Genomic DNA, 17,507 nt, shown 5'->3' on the forward strand with positions numbered 1-17,507 from the left:
CCGCTAGCGGCGCCGGGGCATCCGGAACGGCAGAAGCATGCGCACCCATGGCGATGCGAAGCGGTCGAGATCGACGCTTTCGCAGACGGTGGGTCCGGCCCGGCCGGGCTCGCCCGCGATGCAGCCGGTCCGGGTGTAGAAGGGTGTGTCCTCGAAGGTGCGGATGCCGGACGGCGCCTGCGCCGAGCGGAGGCTGCGGGCCACCCGCCAGAGCGTACCCGGCAGCGGCCGGACCGGCGGACGCGCCGCCTGCCCGATGCTGCCGTCGGCACGGTAGGACAGCGCCAGCCCCCTCTCCCCGCCCCGCCGCGTCTCGACGTCGTAGAAGATCGTCGTCTCGCCGGCGACGGCCGTGCGCGACCATGTCCAGCTGCGAAAGCCGTTCTCGATCGGCTCGTCGCCGGCATTCATGTCGACATAGGCCGATCCGCTCCAGGCCAGGCGCGGATCGTCGAAGGATACCGCCGCACGCGCCAGCGGCGCCACCGGCCGCCAGCGATGCAGGCCGTCCGCATCGAGCGCGTGCACCGTGCCGAACAGCGGCCCCGGATCCACGACGACGCGCCCCGCCATCCGTCGCGGCAGCGGAAAGGCCCGTTCCTCGATCTCGATGACGAGCTTGCCTCCGTCCCATCGCATCCTGCTCGGGCCGACCGTCAGCTGGTCCGGCGTCCGCGCCAGCGCCCCCGCGCCCCGCTCGGTCATGGCCCAGCGTCCAGGACCCGCGCCGTAGAGGATGGCATTCACCGCGACATGGTCCAGCGGGTCGCTTCGGCCGCGCCCCCGCGCCCAGGCATAGTAGGGCGAGAAGACGCTGCCGACGAAGGCGATGATCGTCAGCGCGTGGCGTCCGTCGTCGCTGGTCGCGTCGACGTACCACCAGGCATAGCCGCCGGGCGGAACGTCGCCGTCGAAGCGAAGTCGCGGGTCAGGAGATCCGCCGCGTGCCAGCCCGAGAGCGCCGCCATCGGCAGGCCGGGCCCCGGATGCACCGCCCCTCCCGCGAGGTAGAGCCCCGGGACGCGGCTCCTCGCCGTCGGCCGCTGGAAGGACGCCGCCCAGCCGTGCGAAGCCCTGCCGTAGAGCGCTCCGCCCGTCGCCGGGAACAGCCGCCCGAACGCCGCCGGCGGCGTCGTCTTCGTCTCGACGATCGTCGGCGCGAAACCCGACCGCCGCAGTCTCCTCTCGAAGGCTTCGACGCATGCCGCGATCTCCTCGCTCCGAAGTGACGTGGTACCGGTCTCGGCCGGCGCATTGATGATGGCGAACAGCCGCTCCGGCCCGGCCGGCGCGGCGGCACCGTCGTCGCGGTCCTGCGCGCAGACGTAGACGGTCGGGTCCGCGGGAAGCCTGCGCCGTGCGAAGATGTCGTCGAACTCGCTCCGGTAGTCGGCCGAGAAGAAGACGCCGTGCCGGGTCAGCGGGAAACCGTCCGAACCGGCGACCATCGACAGCGTCAGCGCCGAGAGCGACCGCTCCGTGTCGGCGACCGGCGGGACGGCGCGCCCCGCCGATGCGCCGAGCAGGCCGGCCGCAAGCGCGGCCGGATCGCCGTTGAAGACGACGGCATCGGCCTCCACCATCTCGCCAGACGAAAGCCGCACGCCTGCCGTCCGGCCCGCCCGGATCACGATCTCCTCCACGGCCGCATCGCAGCGGATCGCCGCGCCGGCCGACGTCGCGGCGCCCGTCAGCCCCTCCGCCAGCCGGCGCATGCCGCCCTCGACCAGCCATACGCCCGACTGTTCGACATGGGCGACAAGCATCAGGGGGCCGGGTGCCGCATAGGGCGAGGATCCGCAATAAGTGGCATAGCGGCCGAAGAGCTGGCGCAGGCGCTCGTCCGCGAAATGGGACGACACCACCTGCCACAGCGACGAGAAGGCCCGGATGCGGGCGAGCGCGGCGAGGCCGCCGATCCCGCCGCCGGCGACGAGCTTCGGCAGCCCCGGCTCGGGTTCGCGCATGAAGGATGCGTCGAGCGTGCGGAATACCTCCCGCGTCCGGTCGCAGAAGGCACGATAGGCTTTCGCTTCCCGCGTGCCGGCGAAGACGCCGATGGCCTCCGCCGACCGGTCGACGTCTGCGTAAAGGTCGAGGCGGGACCCGTCGGGCCACCAGTGCCGGGCGAGGATGTCCGCCTTCGTCGTCGGCACGCGCTCTGCAAAACTCAGCCCGGCCGCCGCGAACAACCCCTCGAAGATGCCGCGCATGGTCAGCACGGTCGGCCCCGAATCCACCGGACGGCCCGCCACCTCGATCGCACGGAGCTTGCCGCCGGGGCGCGGTTCCTTCTCGAGCACCGTGACCCGATGCCCGCGGGACGCCAGGAGCAGGGCGGCGGAAAGCCCGCCGACGCCTGCGCCGACGACCGCCACCCGTCTTCCGGTCTCCCCCCCGCCGCTGCGGAACGCTTCCTTCGCCATGCCCTTGTGTAAACTATTTTTTACATGCAATGTAGTCCAAACAACGTGACAGCTGGAGGATACCGCCCATGTCCCTCGACGATGCCGCCAACCGCATCGAACAGGCCCTCCGGCACGCCTTGGCGCGAAGTTGCGGACGCTCTGCGCCGCCGAGGATTGCGGCCGCCATGCAGCATGCGGTCTTCCCGGGCGGCCAGAGGATCCGGCCCCGGCTGACGCTCTCCATCGCCGCGGCGTGCGGCGACGACGTGCCGCTCCTGTCGGCCGCCGGCGCGGCTGCGGTGGAACTGCTGCATTGCGCCTCGCTCGTTCACGACGACATGCCGTGCTTCGACAATGCCGGCATACGGCGCGGCAGGCCTTCCGTGCACGCCGCCTATGGCGAGCAGATCGCGCTGCTGTCAGGCGACGGCCTGATCGTGCTCGCCTTTGAAACGGTGGCGCTCGCAGCCGCGGCCGATCCGCTGCGCGCGGCGGCACTCTCGGGCGTCGTGGCGCGTGCCGTCGGCATGCCCTACGGGATCGTCGCCGGTCAGGCCTGGGAGAGCGAGCCGTCACCCGACCTCGTCGCCTATCAGCGTGCCAAGACCGGTTCGCTCTTTGCCGGTGCCTCGATGGCGGGCGCGGCGGCGGCCGGACATGATGCGGAGCCCTGGGGTGCGCTCGGCTTCTGCCTCGGCGAGGCCTACCAGGTGGCTGACGATATCCGCGACGTGCTGTGCAGCGAGGCCGAGATCGGCAAACCGATCGGTCAGGACGAGGCGCTCGGGCGGCCGAACATGGTGCGCGAACTAGGCGTCGCCGGCGCTGCCCGGCGGCTGAAGGACCTCGTCGACGAAGCGGTGGCATCGGTCCCGGCCTGTCCCGGGCAGACGGTGCTTCGGGCCGAAATCCAGAGCCAGGCCTCGCGCTTCCTGCCGCGGGAGGCCTCCAGGGTCGCAGCGTGAGCGCCGACGGCGGCCTCGAACGCAGCGACGCGCCGGCGCCGGCGGGCACCAGTCTCGCCGACGCCTTCGCCGACTGGAAGATCCGCCGCCTGGCGGACCCCCGCTTCCGCCGCTTCGCCGCCCGGTTCTGGCCGACGCGTTTCGTCGCCCGCCGCGCCGCGGCCGACCTCTTCGACCTGACGGCCGGCTTCGTCTATTCCCAGGTTCTCGCCGGCTTCGTGCGGCTGCGCCTTCCGGGCCTGCTTCACGCCGCTCCCCGCCGGCTGGAGGAAGTCGCCGCGCGGATCGGGCTCCCCGCCGACCGGACCGAGCGGCTGCTCGAGGCCGCCGCGGCGCTCGGCCTGGCGCGGCGCCGGCGGGACGGCCGCTGGGGGCTCGGCGAGCGCGGCGCCGCCCTCGTCGGCAATGACGGCGTGACCGCCATGATCGAGCACCACGCGCTGCTCTACGAGGACCTGCGCGATCCCGTGCACCTGCTCGCTTCGGACGGAGAGACGGCGCTGTCCCGTTTCTGGAGCTATGCTGCGCGCGATCCCGGCGCGGCCGGCGAATCGGCATCCTACTCCGCACTCATGGAGGCATCGCAGGCCTTCGTCGCCGACGAGGTGCTCGACGTCCTGCCCCTGTCAGGGCATCACCGCCTGATGGACGTCGGCGGCGGCACCGGCGCCTTCGTCGCGGCGGCCGCGCGCCGCTCCGCCGGCATCGGCCTCATCCTTGCCGACCTGCCCGACGTGGCCGCTCTCGCGAGGACGCGCCTTTCGGCTCGGGGCCTGGCGTCCCGCATCCGTGTCCACGGCGTCGACGTCTTCGCCGACCCTCTGCCCGCGGGCGCCGACATCGTGACTCTCAACCGCGTCCTCCACGATCACGACGAGCCCGCGGCGCTGGCGATTCTGGCGGCCGTCCGGGCGGCCCTGCCGGCCGGCGGAACGCTGGCCATCGCCGAGCCCATGGCCGGCACGCCGGGCGCGGAACGCTCCGGTCATGCCTATTTCGGCTTCTATCTCCTGGCCATGCGGCAGGGCCGCCCGCGACGCTTCGAGGAGCTCGCCCGGATGGTGGAGGCGGCAGGTTTCCGGCGAGTCCGGGAGCGTCCCACAGCCACGCCGCTTCTCGTGCGCGTGCTCTGCGCACAGGCCTGACGGCGATCGCTGTACATTTTAATTGACAGCTATAACTGTAAATATAAGATGACACTCATAGCAGATCGCCGGATTGAGCCGGCGACAAGGAGGAGGGGATGCGGTCACAGGCCGTCGTTCTCGAGAGCCCCGGGCACATCTCACTCGCGGAACTCGATCTAACCGACCCGGGCGACGATGACGTGATCGTCGAGGTCGAGCACAGCGGCATCTCGACCGGAACCGAGAAGCTCCTCTTCACCGGCCGGATGCCGGCGTTCCCCGGAATGGCCTACCCGCTGGTTCCCGGCTACGAGACGGTCGGCCTCGTCGCCGAAGCCGGGCCGCAGTCCATGCGACGCGTCGGCGACCGTGTCTTCGTCCCGGGCGCCAATTGCTACGGTCCCGTGCGCGGCCTGTTCGGCGGTGCCGCCTCGCGCATCGTCGTCCCCGGCCGCCGCACCATGGCCGTTTCGCCGTCCATCGGCGACGACGCCGTGCTGCTGGCGCTTGCGGCCACCGCCTGGCACGCCCTGTCGCCCGACCAGTGCCGCCCGCCGGAGCTGATCGTCGGCCACGGCGCTCTCGGGCGGCTGGCGGCGCGCATCGTCCTTGCCACTGGCGGACGCGCACCGACCGTGTGGGAGACCGATCCCATGCGCCGCGCGGGCGACTTCCCCTATGCGGTCGTCGCGCCGGACGACGACCAGCGCCGCGACTACCACCGGATCCTCGACCTGTCCGGCGACGCCGCGATCTTCGACAGCCTCGTCGCCCGGATCGCCCGCGGTGGCGAGATCGCGCTGGGCGGCTTCTATGCCGACCGCGTCTCCTTTTCCTTCCCCCGGCCTTCATGCGGGAGGCGCGGTTCCGCGTCGCGGCCGAGTGGCGCCCGGGTGACCTCGACAGCGTCACGGCGCTCATCGAGGCCGGCCGACTGTCGCTCGACGGCATCGTCACGCACCACGCTCGCCCGGCCGACGCCGGCGATGCCTACCGCACCGCTTTCGGCGACTCGTCCTGCCTGAAGATGGTGCTGGACTGGAGGACTGCCGCATGAACGCTCCCGTGAAATCGCCGGAGGGCGGCCTGCTCGCTCTGGTCGAGGCCGTACGGGCCGAGGCCGCGCAGGAACCGGATCCGGTTCACCAGGGAGAGGTGAAGAAGGAGACGCAGATCATCGCGATCTACGGCAAGGGCGGCATCGGCAAGTCGTTCACGCTGGCCAACCTCTCCCACATGATGGCGCAGCAGGGCAAACGCGTCCTGCTGATCGGCTGCGACCCGAAGAGCGACACGACCTCGCTGCTGTTCGGCGGCCGTGCCTGCCCGACCATCATCGAGACCTCGGCACGCAAGAAGGCCGCCGGCGAGGACGTCCAGATCGGCGACGTCTGCTTCAAGCGCGGCGGCGTCTTCGCCATGGAGCTCGGCGGTCCGGAGGTCGGCCGCGGCTGCGGCGGGCGCGGCATCATCCACGGCTTCGAACTGCTGGAGAAGCTCGGCTTCCACGACTGGGGCTTCGACTACGTCCTGCTCGACTTCCTGGGCGACGTGGTCTGCGGCGGCTTCGGCCTGCCGATCGCCCGCGACATGTGCCAGAAGGTCATCGTCGTCGGCTCCAACGACCTGCAGTCGCTCTACGTCGCCAACAATGTCTGCTCGGCGGTCGACTACTTCCGCAAGCTCGGCGGCAATGTCGGCGTCGCCGGCATGGTCATCAACAAGGACGACGGCACCGGCGAGGCGCAGGAGTTCGCCAAGGCGGTCGGCATTCCCGTCCTTGCCTCGATTCCCGCCAACGACGATATCCGCAAGAAGAGCGCCAACTACCAGATCGTCGGCTATCCCGGCGGCGAGTGGGGCTCGCTCTTCGCAGAACTCGCCGAGAACGTCGCGGCAGCACCGCCGCAACGCCCCACCCCGCTCACCCAGGACATGCTGCTCGGCCTGTTCTCGGCCAGCGACACCGGCGGCAACGTCGTGCTCGAACCCGCTTCCCAGGCCGACATGCGCGGCGGCATCGTCGTCGAGCGCCCGTCCCTCGAAGTCGTCTACGACGAAATCTGAGCGGCGCCCCCCATGGAAAGCCTTCCGCACAGCCCAGACAGGTCGCACGACACCGCCGGCCCGGAGGTCGTCTACGACCGCGCCGCCGAGACCCGACTGGACAACCTGCCGGTCGCATCCTCCCGCGATCCGGCGCAGGCCGCCCCGGCCGCAGCGCATCCGGTCGCCCTCGAGGTCGACGGCGCTGCGGGCCAGGGTTGCCATGGCGGCAAGGCCGAGCTGACACGGGCGGCGATGGCTTCCGGCAATTCCGAGCTGATGGAGCGGCTGAAGGCAGACTACCCGCAGGGCCCGCACGACCAGCCGCAGTCGATGTGCCCCGCCTTCGGCTCGCTGCGCGTCGGGCTGCGCATGCGCCGCACGGCGACCATCCTGTCGGGCTCGGCCTGCTGCGTCTACGGCCTGACCTTCACCTCGCACTTCTACGGCGCCAAGCGCACCGTCGGCTACGTGCCCTTCAACTCCGAGACGCTCGTCACCGGCAAGCTCTACGAAGACATCCGCGACGCCGTGCACGGCCTGGCCGACCCGGCGCTCTACGACGCGATCGTGGTCACCAATCTCTGCGTCCCCACGGCCTCTGGCGTGCCGCTGCGCGCGCTGCCGAAGGAGATCAACGGCGTGCGCATCATCGGCATCGACGTGCCGGGCTTCGGCGTCCCCACCCATGCCGAAGCCAAGGACGTGCTTGCCGGCGCCATGCTCGCCTATGCCCGACGCGAAGCCCAGTCCGGCCCCGTGCAGGCGCCGGCCGGCGGCCGCAAGGAACTGCCCGCCGTGGCGCTTCTGGGCGAGATGTTCCCGGCCGATCCGATCGCCATCGGCCGCATGCTGGAGCCGCTCGGCCTCGCCGCCGGCCCGGTCGTGCCGACGCGCGAATGGCGCGAACTCTATGCCGCGCTCGACTGCGTGGCGGTTGCCGCCATCCATCCCTTCTACACCGCCTCGATCCGCGAGTTCGAGGCTGCCGGCAGACCCGTCGTCGGCTCCGCCCCGGTCGGCATCGCCGGAACGGCGGCCTGGCTCGATGCGGTCGGACGCGCCTGCGGCGTCTCCCGATCGACCGTCGACAGGGCCAAGGCGCCGATCCTCGCCGCGATCCGCGGCGCGCTCGAGACCGCGCCCGTCAAGGCCCGCATCACGCTGTCGGGCTACGAGGGATCCGAACTGATCGTCGGCCGGCTCCTCAAGGAATCCGGAGCGGATCTCCGCTATGTCGGCACCGCCTGCCCCGCCACCCGCTGGAATGCCGAGGATGCCGCCTGGCTGCGCGCGCAGGGCATCCACGTCGAGTTCCGCGCCTCCCTGGAGACCGATCTCGCCGCGGTCGACGGATACGAACCGGACCTCGCCATCGGCACGACGCCGGTCGTCCAGCACGCCAAGCAGAAGTCCATCCCCTCGCTCTACTTCACCAACCTCATCTCGGCGCGGCCGCTGATGGGTCCGGCCGGTGCCGGCTCGCTCGCCGCCGTCGTCAATGCCGCCGTCGCCAACAAGGGCCGCTTCAGGCGCATGTCGGACTTCTTCGACGGCGTCGGCGAGGGCCACCGGTCGGGCATCTGGCCGGATGCCGGAAGGCTCCCGCCGAAGGAAAAGCCCGTCGCGGCCAGGCCGCTCGTCGCCGCCAAGGCCTCCGTCAGGATGGAGGACTTCTGATGCTGGTCGCCGATCACGACCGCGCCGGCGGATACTGGGGTTCCGTCTACGTCTTCACCGCGCTCAAGGGCCTGCAGGTGATCATCGACGGGCCGGTCGGCTGCGAGAACCTGCCGGTGACGGCCGTGCTTCATTACACCGACGCGCTGCCCCCGCACGAACTGCCGATCGTCGTCACCGGCCTCGCCGAGGAGGAACTCGGCCAGAAGGGCACCGAACAGGCGATGAAACGCGCCCATGGGACACTCGATCCGGACAAGCCCGCGGTCGTCGTCACCGGCTCGATCGCCGAGATGATCGGCGGCGGCGTGACGCCGGAGGGCACGCGCATCATGCGCTTCCTGCCGCGCACCATCGACGAGGATCAGTGGCAGAGCGCAGACCGCGCGCTGCTCTGGCTCTGGAAGGAGTTCGGCCAGAAGAAGAAGCCGAAGAAGGCGCCGGTCCGGCCCGAGGGCGCCAGGCCCCGGGTCAACATCATCGGCCCGATCTACGGCACCTTCAACATGCCGTCCGACCTGGCCGAGATCCGCCGGCTCGTCGAAGGCATCGGCTGCGAGATAAACCTCGTCTATCCGCTCGGCGCCGACCTCTCCGAGACGCCGAAGCTCGCCGATGCCGACGTCAACGTCTGCCTTTATCGCGAGTTCGGCCGCAAGCTCTGCGAGGCGCTGGACAAGCCCTATCTGCAGGCCCCGATCGGGCTCCACTCCACCACCGCATTCCTGCGCAAGCTGGGCGAGCTGACCGGGGTCGATCCCGAACCCTTCATCGAGCGCGAGAAGATGACGACGCTGAAGCCGGCCTGGGATCTGTGGAGGTCCGTGACGCAGGACTTCTTCGCCACCGCCAGCTTCGGCATCGTCGCCACCGAGACCTATGCGCGCGGCGTGCGCAATTTCCTCGAGACCGACCTCGGCTTTCCCTGCGCCTTCGCGGTGGCCAGAAAGCCGGGCGAGAAGCCCGACAACGAGGCGGTGCGGGCGCTGGTCAGGGGCAAGCAGCCGCTCGTCCTGTTCGGCTCCTTCAACGAGCGCATGTACGCCGCAGAGGCAGGCGGCCGCTCGACATACATTCCGGCCTCTTTTCCCGGCGCGATCATCCGCCGGCACACGGGAACGCCGTTCATGGGCTATTCGGGTGCGACCTACCTGATCCAGGAGGTCTGCAACGCGCTCTTCGACGCGCTCTTCCGCATCCTGCCGATGGCATCGGACCTCGACCGGGTCGAGGCGACGCCGGCGCGGTCGCAGCGTGAACTCGCCTGGGACGAGGACGCACGTACTGCGCTCGACCGGGCCGTCGACGCCTATCCGGTGCTGGTGCGCATCTCGGCGGCCAAGCGACTGCGCGACCGCACCGAACGATCCGCCCGCAGCGCCGGCGAACGGCGCGTCACCAGCGAACGCATCGAGGCCATCCTGGCCGAGGCGCTCGAGCTCGCCTGAAAAGCGGACCAACAAGGGGAGAACGACCATGGCAAGCATCGAAATGGACGCCCGCTACCCGCGCCACAGCCGCCGCCGGGCGGAGCAGCGCGAATACCGGCTGATCTGCATCCTGGCCTATCCGCTGTTCCTGCTCGCGGTCGTGATCGGACGTCTCCTCGGTCTCGTCGGCCTGGTCGAGGCACCGCGCACGCCGCGCCGCAACGTCTTTTCGGAAGCCCGCGCCGCGGCGCGATCCTGCATTCCGTTCGCCTTTCGGTGAACGTCAGAGCTTCCGGCGGGGCGACCCGCCGGAGGAGGTCGACGGCCTACGGGCCGCCGGCACAACCGCCGGGCGGATCACCGTCCGGTCCATGGCCGAAAGGCCGAACTGAAGGAGGTAGCCATGGCTGCAAGTGACGGGTCCCTGTCGGGGCTCTCAGAAGCGGAAGCCAGGGAATTCCATTCCGTGTTCATGAGTAGCTTTATTGCGTTCGTGATCGTCGCGGTCATCGCCCACATCCTCGCCTGGATGTGGCGTCCGTGGCTTCCCGGGCCGGAAGGCTACGCATCGCTCGAGAACGGCGTGAAGCCGATCGCGAGCGCCCTCCTCTCGCTCGTCGCATAAGGGGGAACATACGATGTGGAGAATCTGGCTTCTGTTCGATCCGCGCAGGTCGCTGGTCGCACTGTTCACCTTCCTGTTCGTGCTGGCGCTGGTGATTCATTTCATCCTGCTCAGCACCGATCGCTTCAACTGGCTGGAAGGGCCGCGGCCTGCCGCTGCCGCCGCCACGGTGGAGCTGGTCGCCGACGTCGCCTGACGGGCGAGGCCGGGACGGAACCGAGAATGACGCGGGCGGCGACCGTGCCGCCCGCGCCGATCCAGTTCGGCGGCGCCGTCGCGCCGCGCAATTCGCGCCCTGATGGGGGAGGCTCGACATGGCGATGCTGAGTTTTGAACGCAAATACCGGGTCAGGGGCGGTACCTTGCTCGGCGGTGACCTTTTCGATTTCTGGGTCGGCCCCTTCTATGTCGGCTTCTTCGGGGTCACGACCATCTTCTTTACCGCGCTCGGCGTGGCGCTGATCGCCTATGGCGCGTCACTCGGTCCGACCTGGAACATCTGGCAGATCTCGATCAATCCGCCGGCCGAGGAGATCGGTCTGGGCTTCGCCCCGCTCAAGGAAGGCGGGCTGTGGCAGGTGATCACCATCTGCGCCATCGGTGCCTTCGGCTCCTGGGCGCTGCGCCAGGCCGAGATCGCGCGGAAGCTCGGCATGGGCATGCACATCCCCTGGGCCTTTTCCTTCGCGATCCTGGCCTACGTCACGCTGGTCGTGTTCCGACCGGTGCTGATGGGCGCGTGGTCCTACGGCTTTCCCTACGGCATCTTCACCCATCTCGATTGGGTGTCGGCCACCGGCTACGCCTACGGCAACTTCCACTACAACCCCGCGCACATGATCGCGATCACCTTCTTCTTCACCAACTGCCTGGCGCTGGCCATGCATGGCGGCCTGATCCTGTCGGCCACCAATCCGAAGAAGGGCCAGGCGGTGAAGACCGCCGAGCACGAGAACACCTATTTCCGCGACACGATCGGCTATTCGATCGGGACGCTGGGCATCCACCGGCTCGGACTGTTCCTCGCCATCTCGGCGTCCTTCTGGAGCGCGGTCTGCATCATCATCTCCGGGCCGCTGTGGACCGAGGCCTGGTCCGAATGGTGGGAGTGGTGGCGCCGGATTCCGGTCTGGAGCTGAGGGGAAACGACAATGCTCGAGAATCAGAACATCTTCACCCGGGTCCAGGTGCGCGGCGCCCCCGACATGGGCGTGCCGATCCCCGCCGGGATCTGGAACCGCGAGACGGAAACCCGCTTCGTCCATCTGTTCGGTCGTTTCGGCGACGCGCAGATCGGCCCGATCTACCTCGGCTGGCTCGGTCTCGCATCCCTGATGTGCGGCTTCGTCGCCATCGAGATCATCGGCCTGAACATGCTGGCCAAGGTCAACTGGGATCCGCAGGAATTCATCAAGCAGTTCTTCTGGCTGTCGCTCGATCCGCCCCTGCCCGAGCACGGGCTGCGCATCCTGCCGCCGCTGAAGGAAGGCGGATGGTGGCTGATGGCCGGCTTCTTCCTCACCTCGGCGATCCTCCTGTGGTGGGCCCGCATGTACCGCCGCGCCCGGGCGCTCGGCATGGGCACGCACGTGCCCTGGGCCTTCGCCTCGGCGATCTGGCTCTATTTGGTCCTGGGCTTCATCCGCCCGCTGCTGATGGGATCGTGGAGCGAGGGCGTGCCCTTCGGCATCTTCCCGCATCTCGACTGGACGAACAACTTTTCGCTGGTCTACGGCAACCTGTTCTACAATCCCTTCCACGCGCTCTCCATCGCCTTCCTCTACGGCTCGGCCGTGCTGTTCGCCATGCATGGCGCGACCATCCTGGCCGTCAGCCGCTTCGGCGGCGAGCGCGAGATCGAGCAGATCGTCGATCGTGGAACGGCCTCGGAGAGGGCGGCGCTGTTCTGGCGCTGGACGATGGGCTTCAACGCCACGATGGAATCGATCCACCGCTGGGCCTGGTGGTTCGCCGTTCTCTGCCCGCTCACCGGCGGCATCGGCATCCTGCTGACCGGGACCGTCGTCGACGACTGGTTCGGCTGGGGCGTCAAGCACGGTCTCGCCCCGGGCTGATCGAGACGGGCCGGGCGACCTGCGGAAGCCCGGTTCGACGTCGGCGCAAGGCGGGATCGCAACGCCTGGCGCCGCGGCAGGGACGGACGTCCCCTCCTGTTCGTCCTGAAGGAAAGGGCCCGGATCCGAGCAGGATCCGGGCCCTCGCCGTCTGGCGGGGGACCTGCGATGGCGCCCGAAGGAGACCGACCAGGTCTGTCCGGTACGCGCTGGCAGGAGCGCGGCCGGAAGCGGCTATCGACCGCGCCCAGCCATCTCTTCCGGGCCGAGCAGGTGCACCGATCCGTCGACGCGGGCCAGTTCCTTCACAGACGGCTCGAAGCCGGTGCGGCTGCGGTGCAGGTGGTGCTCGTCCTTCCTCCCCGCGCCGCAGGCGGTGCTGTCGGTACGTGTGCGAAGAGTTTCGAGATGGCTGACGCCCATCGCCGCCGCGCGCCACTTGCATTCACCGCGGAAGGACGCGCCGTTCATTGCCCGATCTGCAAAGCGCAAGTCGCTTGGTTGGGAGCCCCTGCGTGTCGGGGGGACGATGACGCTGGATGATCATCTTCGGCGGTTGGTGGCGGGGCAGGACGATCGTCGTGCTTTCCCCTGCCCGGCTCAGGCAGCCTGGAGGCCGAGCTCGCTCCAGCGGTCCAGATAGATCCGGAACCACGGCGTGAAGGACTGGGGGTCGGCGGCGATCGCCGCGTGCAGCTCGTCCCGGTCCAGCCAGGCCACGGCCTGCACCTCGGCCGGGTCGAAGCGGTCGAGCGGGAGCGCAGCGGCGCCTCCGGCCGCTGCGGACGCGGGCGCCAGGTTGGCCTCGAAGATGTGCACCCGCTCGTTCTCGATCATGCCGCTGCCGACGTCGGCGCGGTAGTCGACCACGCTCCGCGCGGCGAGCGGCAGCGTGAAGCCGAGTTCTTCCTGCAGGCGTCGGCGCGCGCAGGCAGCCGGCGCCTCGGCCCAGTTGGGATGGGTGCAGCAGGAATTGGCCCACTGGCCGCCGGAATGGTATTTTCCGGACGCCCGGCGCTGCACCAGCAGCCGGTCGCCGGCGAAGACGAAGACCGACACCGCGAGGTGCTTCTGGCCACGATAATGGGCCTCGAGCTTGCCGACCGGCAGGAAGGACCCGTCGCTCTCGATGGCGACGATGGTCTCCTCGTCCGCATTCCGGCGCTGCAGGCTCGCGCTCGCTGCTCTCATCGACCCGACCTCCCCGGCATGGTGCTTCCCGTCACGCCACCTTCCGGGCCAGCGCGCAGCGCGACCAGAGGTCCGAGAGGGCGCCGGCGAAGTGGTCGATGTCGGCGTCGGTGTGGAACGGTGTGGGCGTGATGCGCAGCCGCTCGGTCTTGCGCGGCACGGTCGGATAGTTGATCGGCTGCACGTAGATGCCGTGGCTGTCGAGCAGGAGGTCCGACAGCCATTTGCACTTGGCCGCGTCGCCCACCATCACCGGCACGATGTGGCTCGGGTTCTGCATGGTCGGAATGCCGATGCCGTCGAGGCGCGCGCGCACCTTGCGCACCCGCTCCTGGTGGCGGGCGCGCTCCATCTGGCTCTCCTTCAGGTGCCGGATCGAGGCCCGCGCGCCGGCCGCCACGTGCGGCGGCAGGGCGGTGGTGAAGATGAAGCCCGAAGCGAAGGAGCGGATGTAGTCGCACAGCGCCGCCGAGCCGGCGATGTAGCCGCCGACCACGCCGAAGGCCTTGCCCAGCGTGCCCTCGATCAGCGTCACGCGGTCCATCAGGCCCTCGCGCTCGGCGATGCCGCCGCCGCGCGGCCCGTAGAGGCCGACCGCGTGCACCTCGTCGAGATAGCTCATCGCGCCGTGCTTCTCGCAGACGTCGAGGATGTCCTTGATCGGCGCGATGTCGCCGTCCATCGAATAGACGCTCTCGAAGGCGACGATCTTGGGCCGCTCCGGCCCGTATTCCGACAGGATCCGGTCGAGGTCCTCCACGTCGTTGTGGCGCCAGATGCGGCGCTCGGCCTTCGACTGGCGGATGCCCTCGATCATCGAGGCGTGGTTGCCGGCGTCCGACAGGATGACGCAGTTCGGGATCGTCGAGCCGAGCGTGCCGAGGGCCGCCCAGTTCGAGACGTAGCCGGAGGTGAACAGCAGCGCCGATTCCTTGCCGTGCAGGTCGGCGAGTTCGTCCTCGAGCAGCACGTGGTAGTGATTGGTGCCGGAGATGTTGCGCGTGCCGCCGGCGCCGGCGCCACAGCGGTCGATCGCCTCGTGCATGGCCGCGATCACCTTGGGGTGCTGGCCCATGCCCAGATAGTCGTTCGAGCACCAGACGGTGACCTCGCGCGTCTGTCCGTCGACATGGCGGGTCGCCCGCGGAAAGGTGCCGCGCTGCCGCTCCAGGTCGGCGAAGACCCGGTAGCGGCCCTCGCCGCGCAGGCCGTCGAGCTTCGTGGCGAAAAAGGCTTCGAAGTTCACGGGGCAGTCCTCCTCCATGCGCGGGCGCGGCCCTGCCGCTCCCGGTCGTTCGGCACGGCGCTCATGCGGCCGGCCTCGGTTGCTTGATCTTGGTCGCCGGCGCGATGCGGCCGGCTGCCGCAGGCGGCCTGGCCGCCCGCTCCCGCGAGCCGAGGCTCCAGTTCCACAGCGCCTCGAAGGGCAGCGGCAGGATCAGGAACCAGTGCTCGATGATGGCGAGCGCCATGATGGTCGTGAGGAACATCATGCTGGTGCGTTCGAAGTCGCTCTCGGCCTCGACGGCCGCGACGGCCGTCAGCGCGCAAACGACGGTGGAGACCGTCACGGAGACCGGGAACAGGAGGTTCATGTCGGCCTTGCGCATGAACCCCTTCAGGAACTCCAGGTGCTCGGGCAGGAAATGCTCGTTCAGGTTCCGCACGCCCAGGAAGACGTTGAGGCGGGCGCTCTCGTGCATCCACCACAGGATCAGGAAGGTGAAGAGCCCCGTCTTGTTCGGCGCGTCCCAGGAAATCCAGGCAACGGCACCGAACAGCGCCACGATGGCGAGCTCGTGCCAGATGTTGGCCTTCAGGGCATGGCCGAAATGCCGCCATCCCTTGCAGTCATGCGCGCAGCGCTCGACCCGCAGCCCGGTGACGAAGCCGAGATAGAGGCTGGCTTCCAGCCAGGCCCAGACCGCCAGCGCGCCGCAGAAGGCGATGTAGGCGTCGTGCGCATCCGTACCGCCGGCCGACGTCCACAGGAGCCAGAAGCCGGCCACGGCCAGCGCCGTGGCGCCGGCCATGGTCCATTTGAAGGTGACGCGCGGCAGCCCGTCGAGCCAGATGATCGCCCCGGTGGAAAACCACCAGGCGAACAGGGCGAACAGGACGGGTGCCGCGTAGCCGGACATGACGCCTCCTACCACACCGGCTGCATGCGGCTGGTGTCCGGCAGTTCGTTCTCGATCGTCGGGATCGTGTAGAGCGACACGAAGGTCAGCGCCGCCGACAGCCCGCAGCCGGCGCGCCGGATCCTGGCGACGAGGCCGTCGCCCTTGATCGCGTCGGCCTTCTCGTTGATGCGGCGCAGCTTCTCCAGCCCCTTGCGGAAACGCGGATGGTCGATGTCGAGCACCAGCGGGAAGACCTGCCGCGTGATCTCGCTCGTCAGCCGGAAGACCTTGTAGTCATATTCGGTCGGATCCATGCCGAGCGCCTTGTAGAACTCCGGCCGCGCATGGTCGCGGACGTACATGGTCGCGTAGACGGCGAGCACGAAGAAGCGCACCCAGAGCCGGTTCATGCCCTTCAGATAGTCCGGATTGGCGCGCATCAGCAGCGCGAAGGCCTCGCCGTGGCGGAACTCGTCGTTGCACCACTTCTCGAACCACTTGAAGATCGGATGGAACCGCCGCTCCGGATGCCGCTCGAAATGGCGGTAGATGTTGATGTAGCGGGCATAGCCGATCTTCTCGGACAGGTAGGTGGCGTAGAAGATGAACTTCGGCCGGAAATAGGTGTACTTCTTCGCCTTGGTCAGGAAGCCGAGATTGACGCCGATCCCGAACTCCTTGAGCGAATCGTTGATGAAGCCGGCATGCCGCGCCTCGTCCCGGCTCATCAGCCCGAACAGGCGCACCATCTCCGGATTCTTGCCGCGCTTCTTCATCTCCTTGTAGAGCACGCAGCCGGAAAATTCCGCCGTCAGCGACGACACGAGGAAGTCGACGAACTCGTTGCGCAGCCCTTCCGGCAGCGCTTCGAAATCGATCTTGTCCCAGTCGGCGTTGCGCTTGAAATGGCCGCGGTTCGGATCGTCTTCCATCTCCTGCAGCAGCGCATCCCATTCTGCCCGGACGCTCGACACGTCCATGCGGTCGAGCGCCTCGAAGTCGGTGGTGTAGAAGCGCGGCGACAAGAGCGTCGACTGCGCGGCCATTCCGTCGGTGTCGGCGGCCTTCAGCGAGAGTTTCTCGATGGTCATGACGCCCTCCCCGACGAGAAGCTGAACTCCAGCAGTTCCATGAACTCGAAGTCTCCGGTCATCCTGACCCACAGGCGCTCGGGCGCGGCCGCCCTGGTGACGGTCGCCATCCGCTCGAGCGTCACGCGCTCGCCGTAAGGCACGACGATCTCGCCGCCCTGCACGTGCACCTCGTCGCCCGGACCGACGTCGACGCCGTCCAGTTCGACATGCGCATGCAGGCTCTCCCAGGTGTTCTCGATCTCGATGATGCAGCGGACGTCGATCTTCTCGCGTCCCAGTCCCAGTTGCTCGATCATTGCGGTTCCCTCCTCTGATCGATGAAAGCACCGAATGCTGCGGCATTCGGTTGACCGAAGGCATTCAGGGTGATGGTCCGTCCGGTCTCCGGATCCACCAGTCGCAGGGCCCCGTCCGCATAGCGGACGAGGTCGAAGGGCGTGGCATCGGAAATGCCGCGCTTCTTGCGGGCCGTCGCAAGGCCACGCACGGTCGTTCGAACGAAACCGCCCTCGCCGACGCCCAGGCGCGCCAGCTGATCGCCGGTCGACGCGTCGCTGACGACGACGACGCCGCCCGGCTCGTCCGTGAAGCGGAGCGGCAGGGTGACCTCCACGGGTCCAGCCGGCAACGGAGCCTCGGACCTGGGCGAGAAGGCCGCGATCAGGATCCCCATCATCGCAAGCGCGCCGCAGGCGATCGCCGGGCGGCGGAGCGGGTCGGGCTGGCGGATGGCTTGGGTCATG

General features: G+C 69.0%; 19 protein-coding genes and 1 pseudogene. 11 read left to right on the forward strand and 9 right to left on the reverse strand.

All coding sequences use genetic code 11. The features are described from left to right. Window positions 1-3: 3 nt before the first annotated feature. Both IAI54_RS12275 and crtD read right to left on the reverse strand, forming a co-directional pair. Window positions 4-705 (reverse strand): hydratase, encoded by a 702-nt coding sequence (locus tag IAI54_RS12275; RefSeq protein WP_235679342.1) that lies wholly within the window; start codon window positions 703-705, stop codon window positions 4-6. 131 nt (window positions 706-836) lie between these two features. Further along, entirely contained in the window at window positions 837-2,426 is a 1,590-nt protein-coding gene (gene crtD, locus IAI54_RS12280; RefSeq protein ID WP_187972604.1) for a 1-hydroxycarotenoid 3,4-desaturase CrtD, read from the reverse strand. Window positions 2,427-2,494: 68 nt separating this feature from the next. Here crtD and IAI54_RS12285 point away from each other — a divergent pair, with 68 nt between their 5' ends. From IAI54_RS12285 to pufM, 11 genes and pseudogenes are all read left to right on the forward strand, one after another. Then, window positions 2,495-3,373, forward strand: coding sequence for a polyprenyl synthetase family protein (locus IAI54_RS12285; protein WP_187972605.1), 879 nt, complete (start codon window positions 2,495-2,497; stop codon window positions 3,371-3,373). Then, window positions 3,370-4,518 carry a methyltransferase gene (locus IAI54_RS12290; RefSeq protein ID WP_235679343.1) on the forward strand — a complete coding sequence of 383 codons (1,149 nt, stop codon included), beginning with the start codon at window positions 3,370-3,372 and terminating at the stop codon, window positions 4,516-4,518. Before IAI54_RS12285 ends, IAI54_RS12290 begins: the two co-directional genes overlap by 4 nt. Before the next feature lie 98 nt (window positions 4,519-4,616). Beyond that, window positions 4,617-5,557, forward strand: a pseudogene (gene bchC / locus IAI54_RS12295) (chlorophyll synthesis pathway protein BchC). Further along, complete coding sequence (locus IAI54_RS12300) at window positions 5,554-6,567, forward strand: chlorophyllide a reductase iron protein subunit X (protein WP_187972606.1); 1,014 nt, start codon at window positions 5,554-5,556, stop codon at window positions 6,565-6,567. The pseudogene bchC and the gene IAI54_RS12300 overlap by 4 nt, the downstream one beginning before the upstream one ends. 12 nt (window positions 6,568-6,579) lie before the next feature. Further along, window positions 6,580-8,226, forward strand: coding sequence for a chlorophyllide a reductase subunit Y (gene bchY / locus IAI54_RS12305; RefSeq protein WP_187972607.1), 1,647 nt, complete (start codon window positions 6,580-6,582; stop codon window positions 8,224-8,226). Further along, window positions 8,226-9,674, forward strand: a complete 1,449-nt coding sequence (gene bchZ, locus IAI54_RS12310) for a chlorophyllide a reductase subunit Z (protein WP_187972608.1) — start codon at window positions 8,226-8,228, stop codon at window positions 9,672-9,674. Before bchY ends, bchZ begins: the two co-directional genes overlap by 1 nt. 28 nt (window positions 9,675-9,702) lie before the next feature. Continuing rightward, window positions 9,703-9,936 (forward strand): hypothetical protein, encoded by a 234-nt coding sequence (locus tag IAI54_RS12315; RefSeq protein WP_235679344.1) that lies wholly within the window; start codon window positions 9,703-9,705, stop codon window positions 9,934-9,936. Between the two features lie 123 nt (window positions 9,937-10,059). Next, a complete protein-coding gene (pufB, locus tag IAI54_RS12320; protein WP_187972609.1) occupies window positions 10,060-10,281 on the forward strand; it encodes a light-harvesting antenna LH1, beta subunit in 222 nt (73 codons plus the stop codon). A 13-nt stretch (window positions 10,282-10,294) separates the two neighbouring features. Beyond that, on the forward strand, window positions 10,295-10,477 hold the full coding sequence (gene pufA / locus IAI54_RS12325) for a light-harvesting antenna LH1, alpha subunit (RefSeq protein WP_187972610.1): 183 nt from the start codon (window positions 10,295-10,297) through the stop codon (window positions 10,475-10,477). Window positions 10,478-10,595: 118 nt separating this feature from the next. Then, complete coding sequence (pufL, locus tag IAI54_RS12330) at window positions 10,596-11,420, forward strand: photosynthetic reaction center subunit L (protein ID WP_187972611.1); 825 nt, start codon at window positions 10,596-10,598, stop codon at window positions 11,418-11,420. 12 nt (window positions 11,421-11,432) lie between these two features. Then, entirely contained in the window at window positions 11,433-12,356 is a 924-nt protein-coding gene (gene pufM, locus IAI54_RS12335) for a photosynthetic reaction center subunit M (protein ID WP_187972612.1), read from the forward strand. 234 nt (window positions 12,357-12,590) lie between these two features. Here pufM and IAI54_RS12340 read toward each other — a convergent pair whose 3' ends face one another. From IAI54_RS12340 to puhC, 7 genes are all read right to left on the reverse strand, one after another. Beyond that, window positions 12,591-12,827: a hypothetical protein gene (locus IAI54_RS12340; RefSeq protein WP_187972613.1), complete on the reverse strand. Its 237-nt coding sequence runs from the start codon at window positions 12,825-12,827 to the stop codon at window positions 12,591-12,593. A 129-nt stretch (window positions 12,828-12,956) separates the two neighbouring features. Then, entirely contained in the window at window positions 12,957-13,547 is a 591-nt protein-coding gene (locus IAI54_RS12345) for an isopentenyl-diphosphate Delta-isomerase (protein WP_187972614.1), read from the reverse strand. A gap of 31 nt (window positions 13,548-13,578) precedes the next feature. Then, window positions 13,579-14,793: a 5-aminolevulinate synthase gene (gene hemA, locus IAI54_RS12350; RefSeq protein ID WP_187972615.1), complete on the reverse strand. Its 1,215-nt coding sequence runs from the start codon at window positions 14,791-14,793 to the stop codon at window positions 13,579-13,581. Window positions 14,794-14,854: 61 nt separating this feature from the next. After that, complete coding sequence (gene puhE / locus IAI54_RS12355; RefSeq protein WP_187972616.1) at window positions 14,855-15,688, reverse strand: putative photosynthetic complex assembly protein PuhE; 834 nt, start codon at window positions 15,686-15,688, stop codon at window positions 14,855-14,857. An 8-nt stretch (window positions 15,689-15,696) separates the two neighbouring features. Continuing rightward, window positions 15,697-16,761, reverse strand: a complete 1,065-nt coding sequence (acsF, locus tag IAI54_RS12360; RefSeq protein ID WP_187972617.1) for a magnesium-protoporphyrin IX monomethyl ester (oxidative) cyclase — start codon at window positions 16,759-16,761, stop codon at window positions 15,697-15,699. Then, the gene (locus tag IAI54_RS12365; RefSeq protein WP_187972618.1) at window positions 16,758-17,060 is read right to left on the reverse strand and encodes a hypothetical protein; all 303 of its coding nucleotides are present in this window, start codon (window positions 17,058-17,060) and stop codon (window positions 16,758-16,760) included. Before IAI54_RS12365 ends, acsF begins: the two co-directional genes overlap by 4 nt. Further along, window positions 17,057-17,506: a photosynthetic complex assembly protein PuhC gene (puhC, locus tag IAI54_RS12370; RefSeq protein ID WP_187972619.1), complete on the reverse strand. Its 450-nt coding sequence runs from the start codon at window positions 17,504-17,506 to the stop codon at window positions 17,057-17,059. The genes IAI54_RS12365 and puhC overlap by 4 nt, the downstream gene beginning before the upstream one ends. Window position 17,507 lies beyond the last annotated feature (1 nt).

The organism is Aquibium microcysteis (assembly GCF_014495845.1).
In the GTDB taxonomy this organism is placed as follows: Bacteria; Pseudomonadota; Alphaproteobacteria; order Rhizobiales; family Rhizobiaceae; genus Aquibium; species Aquibium microcysteis.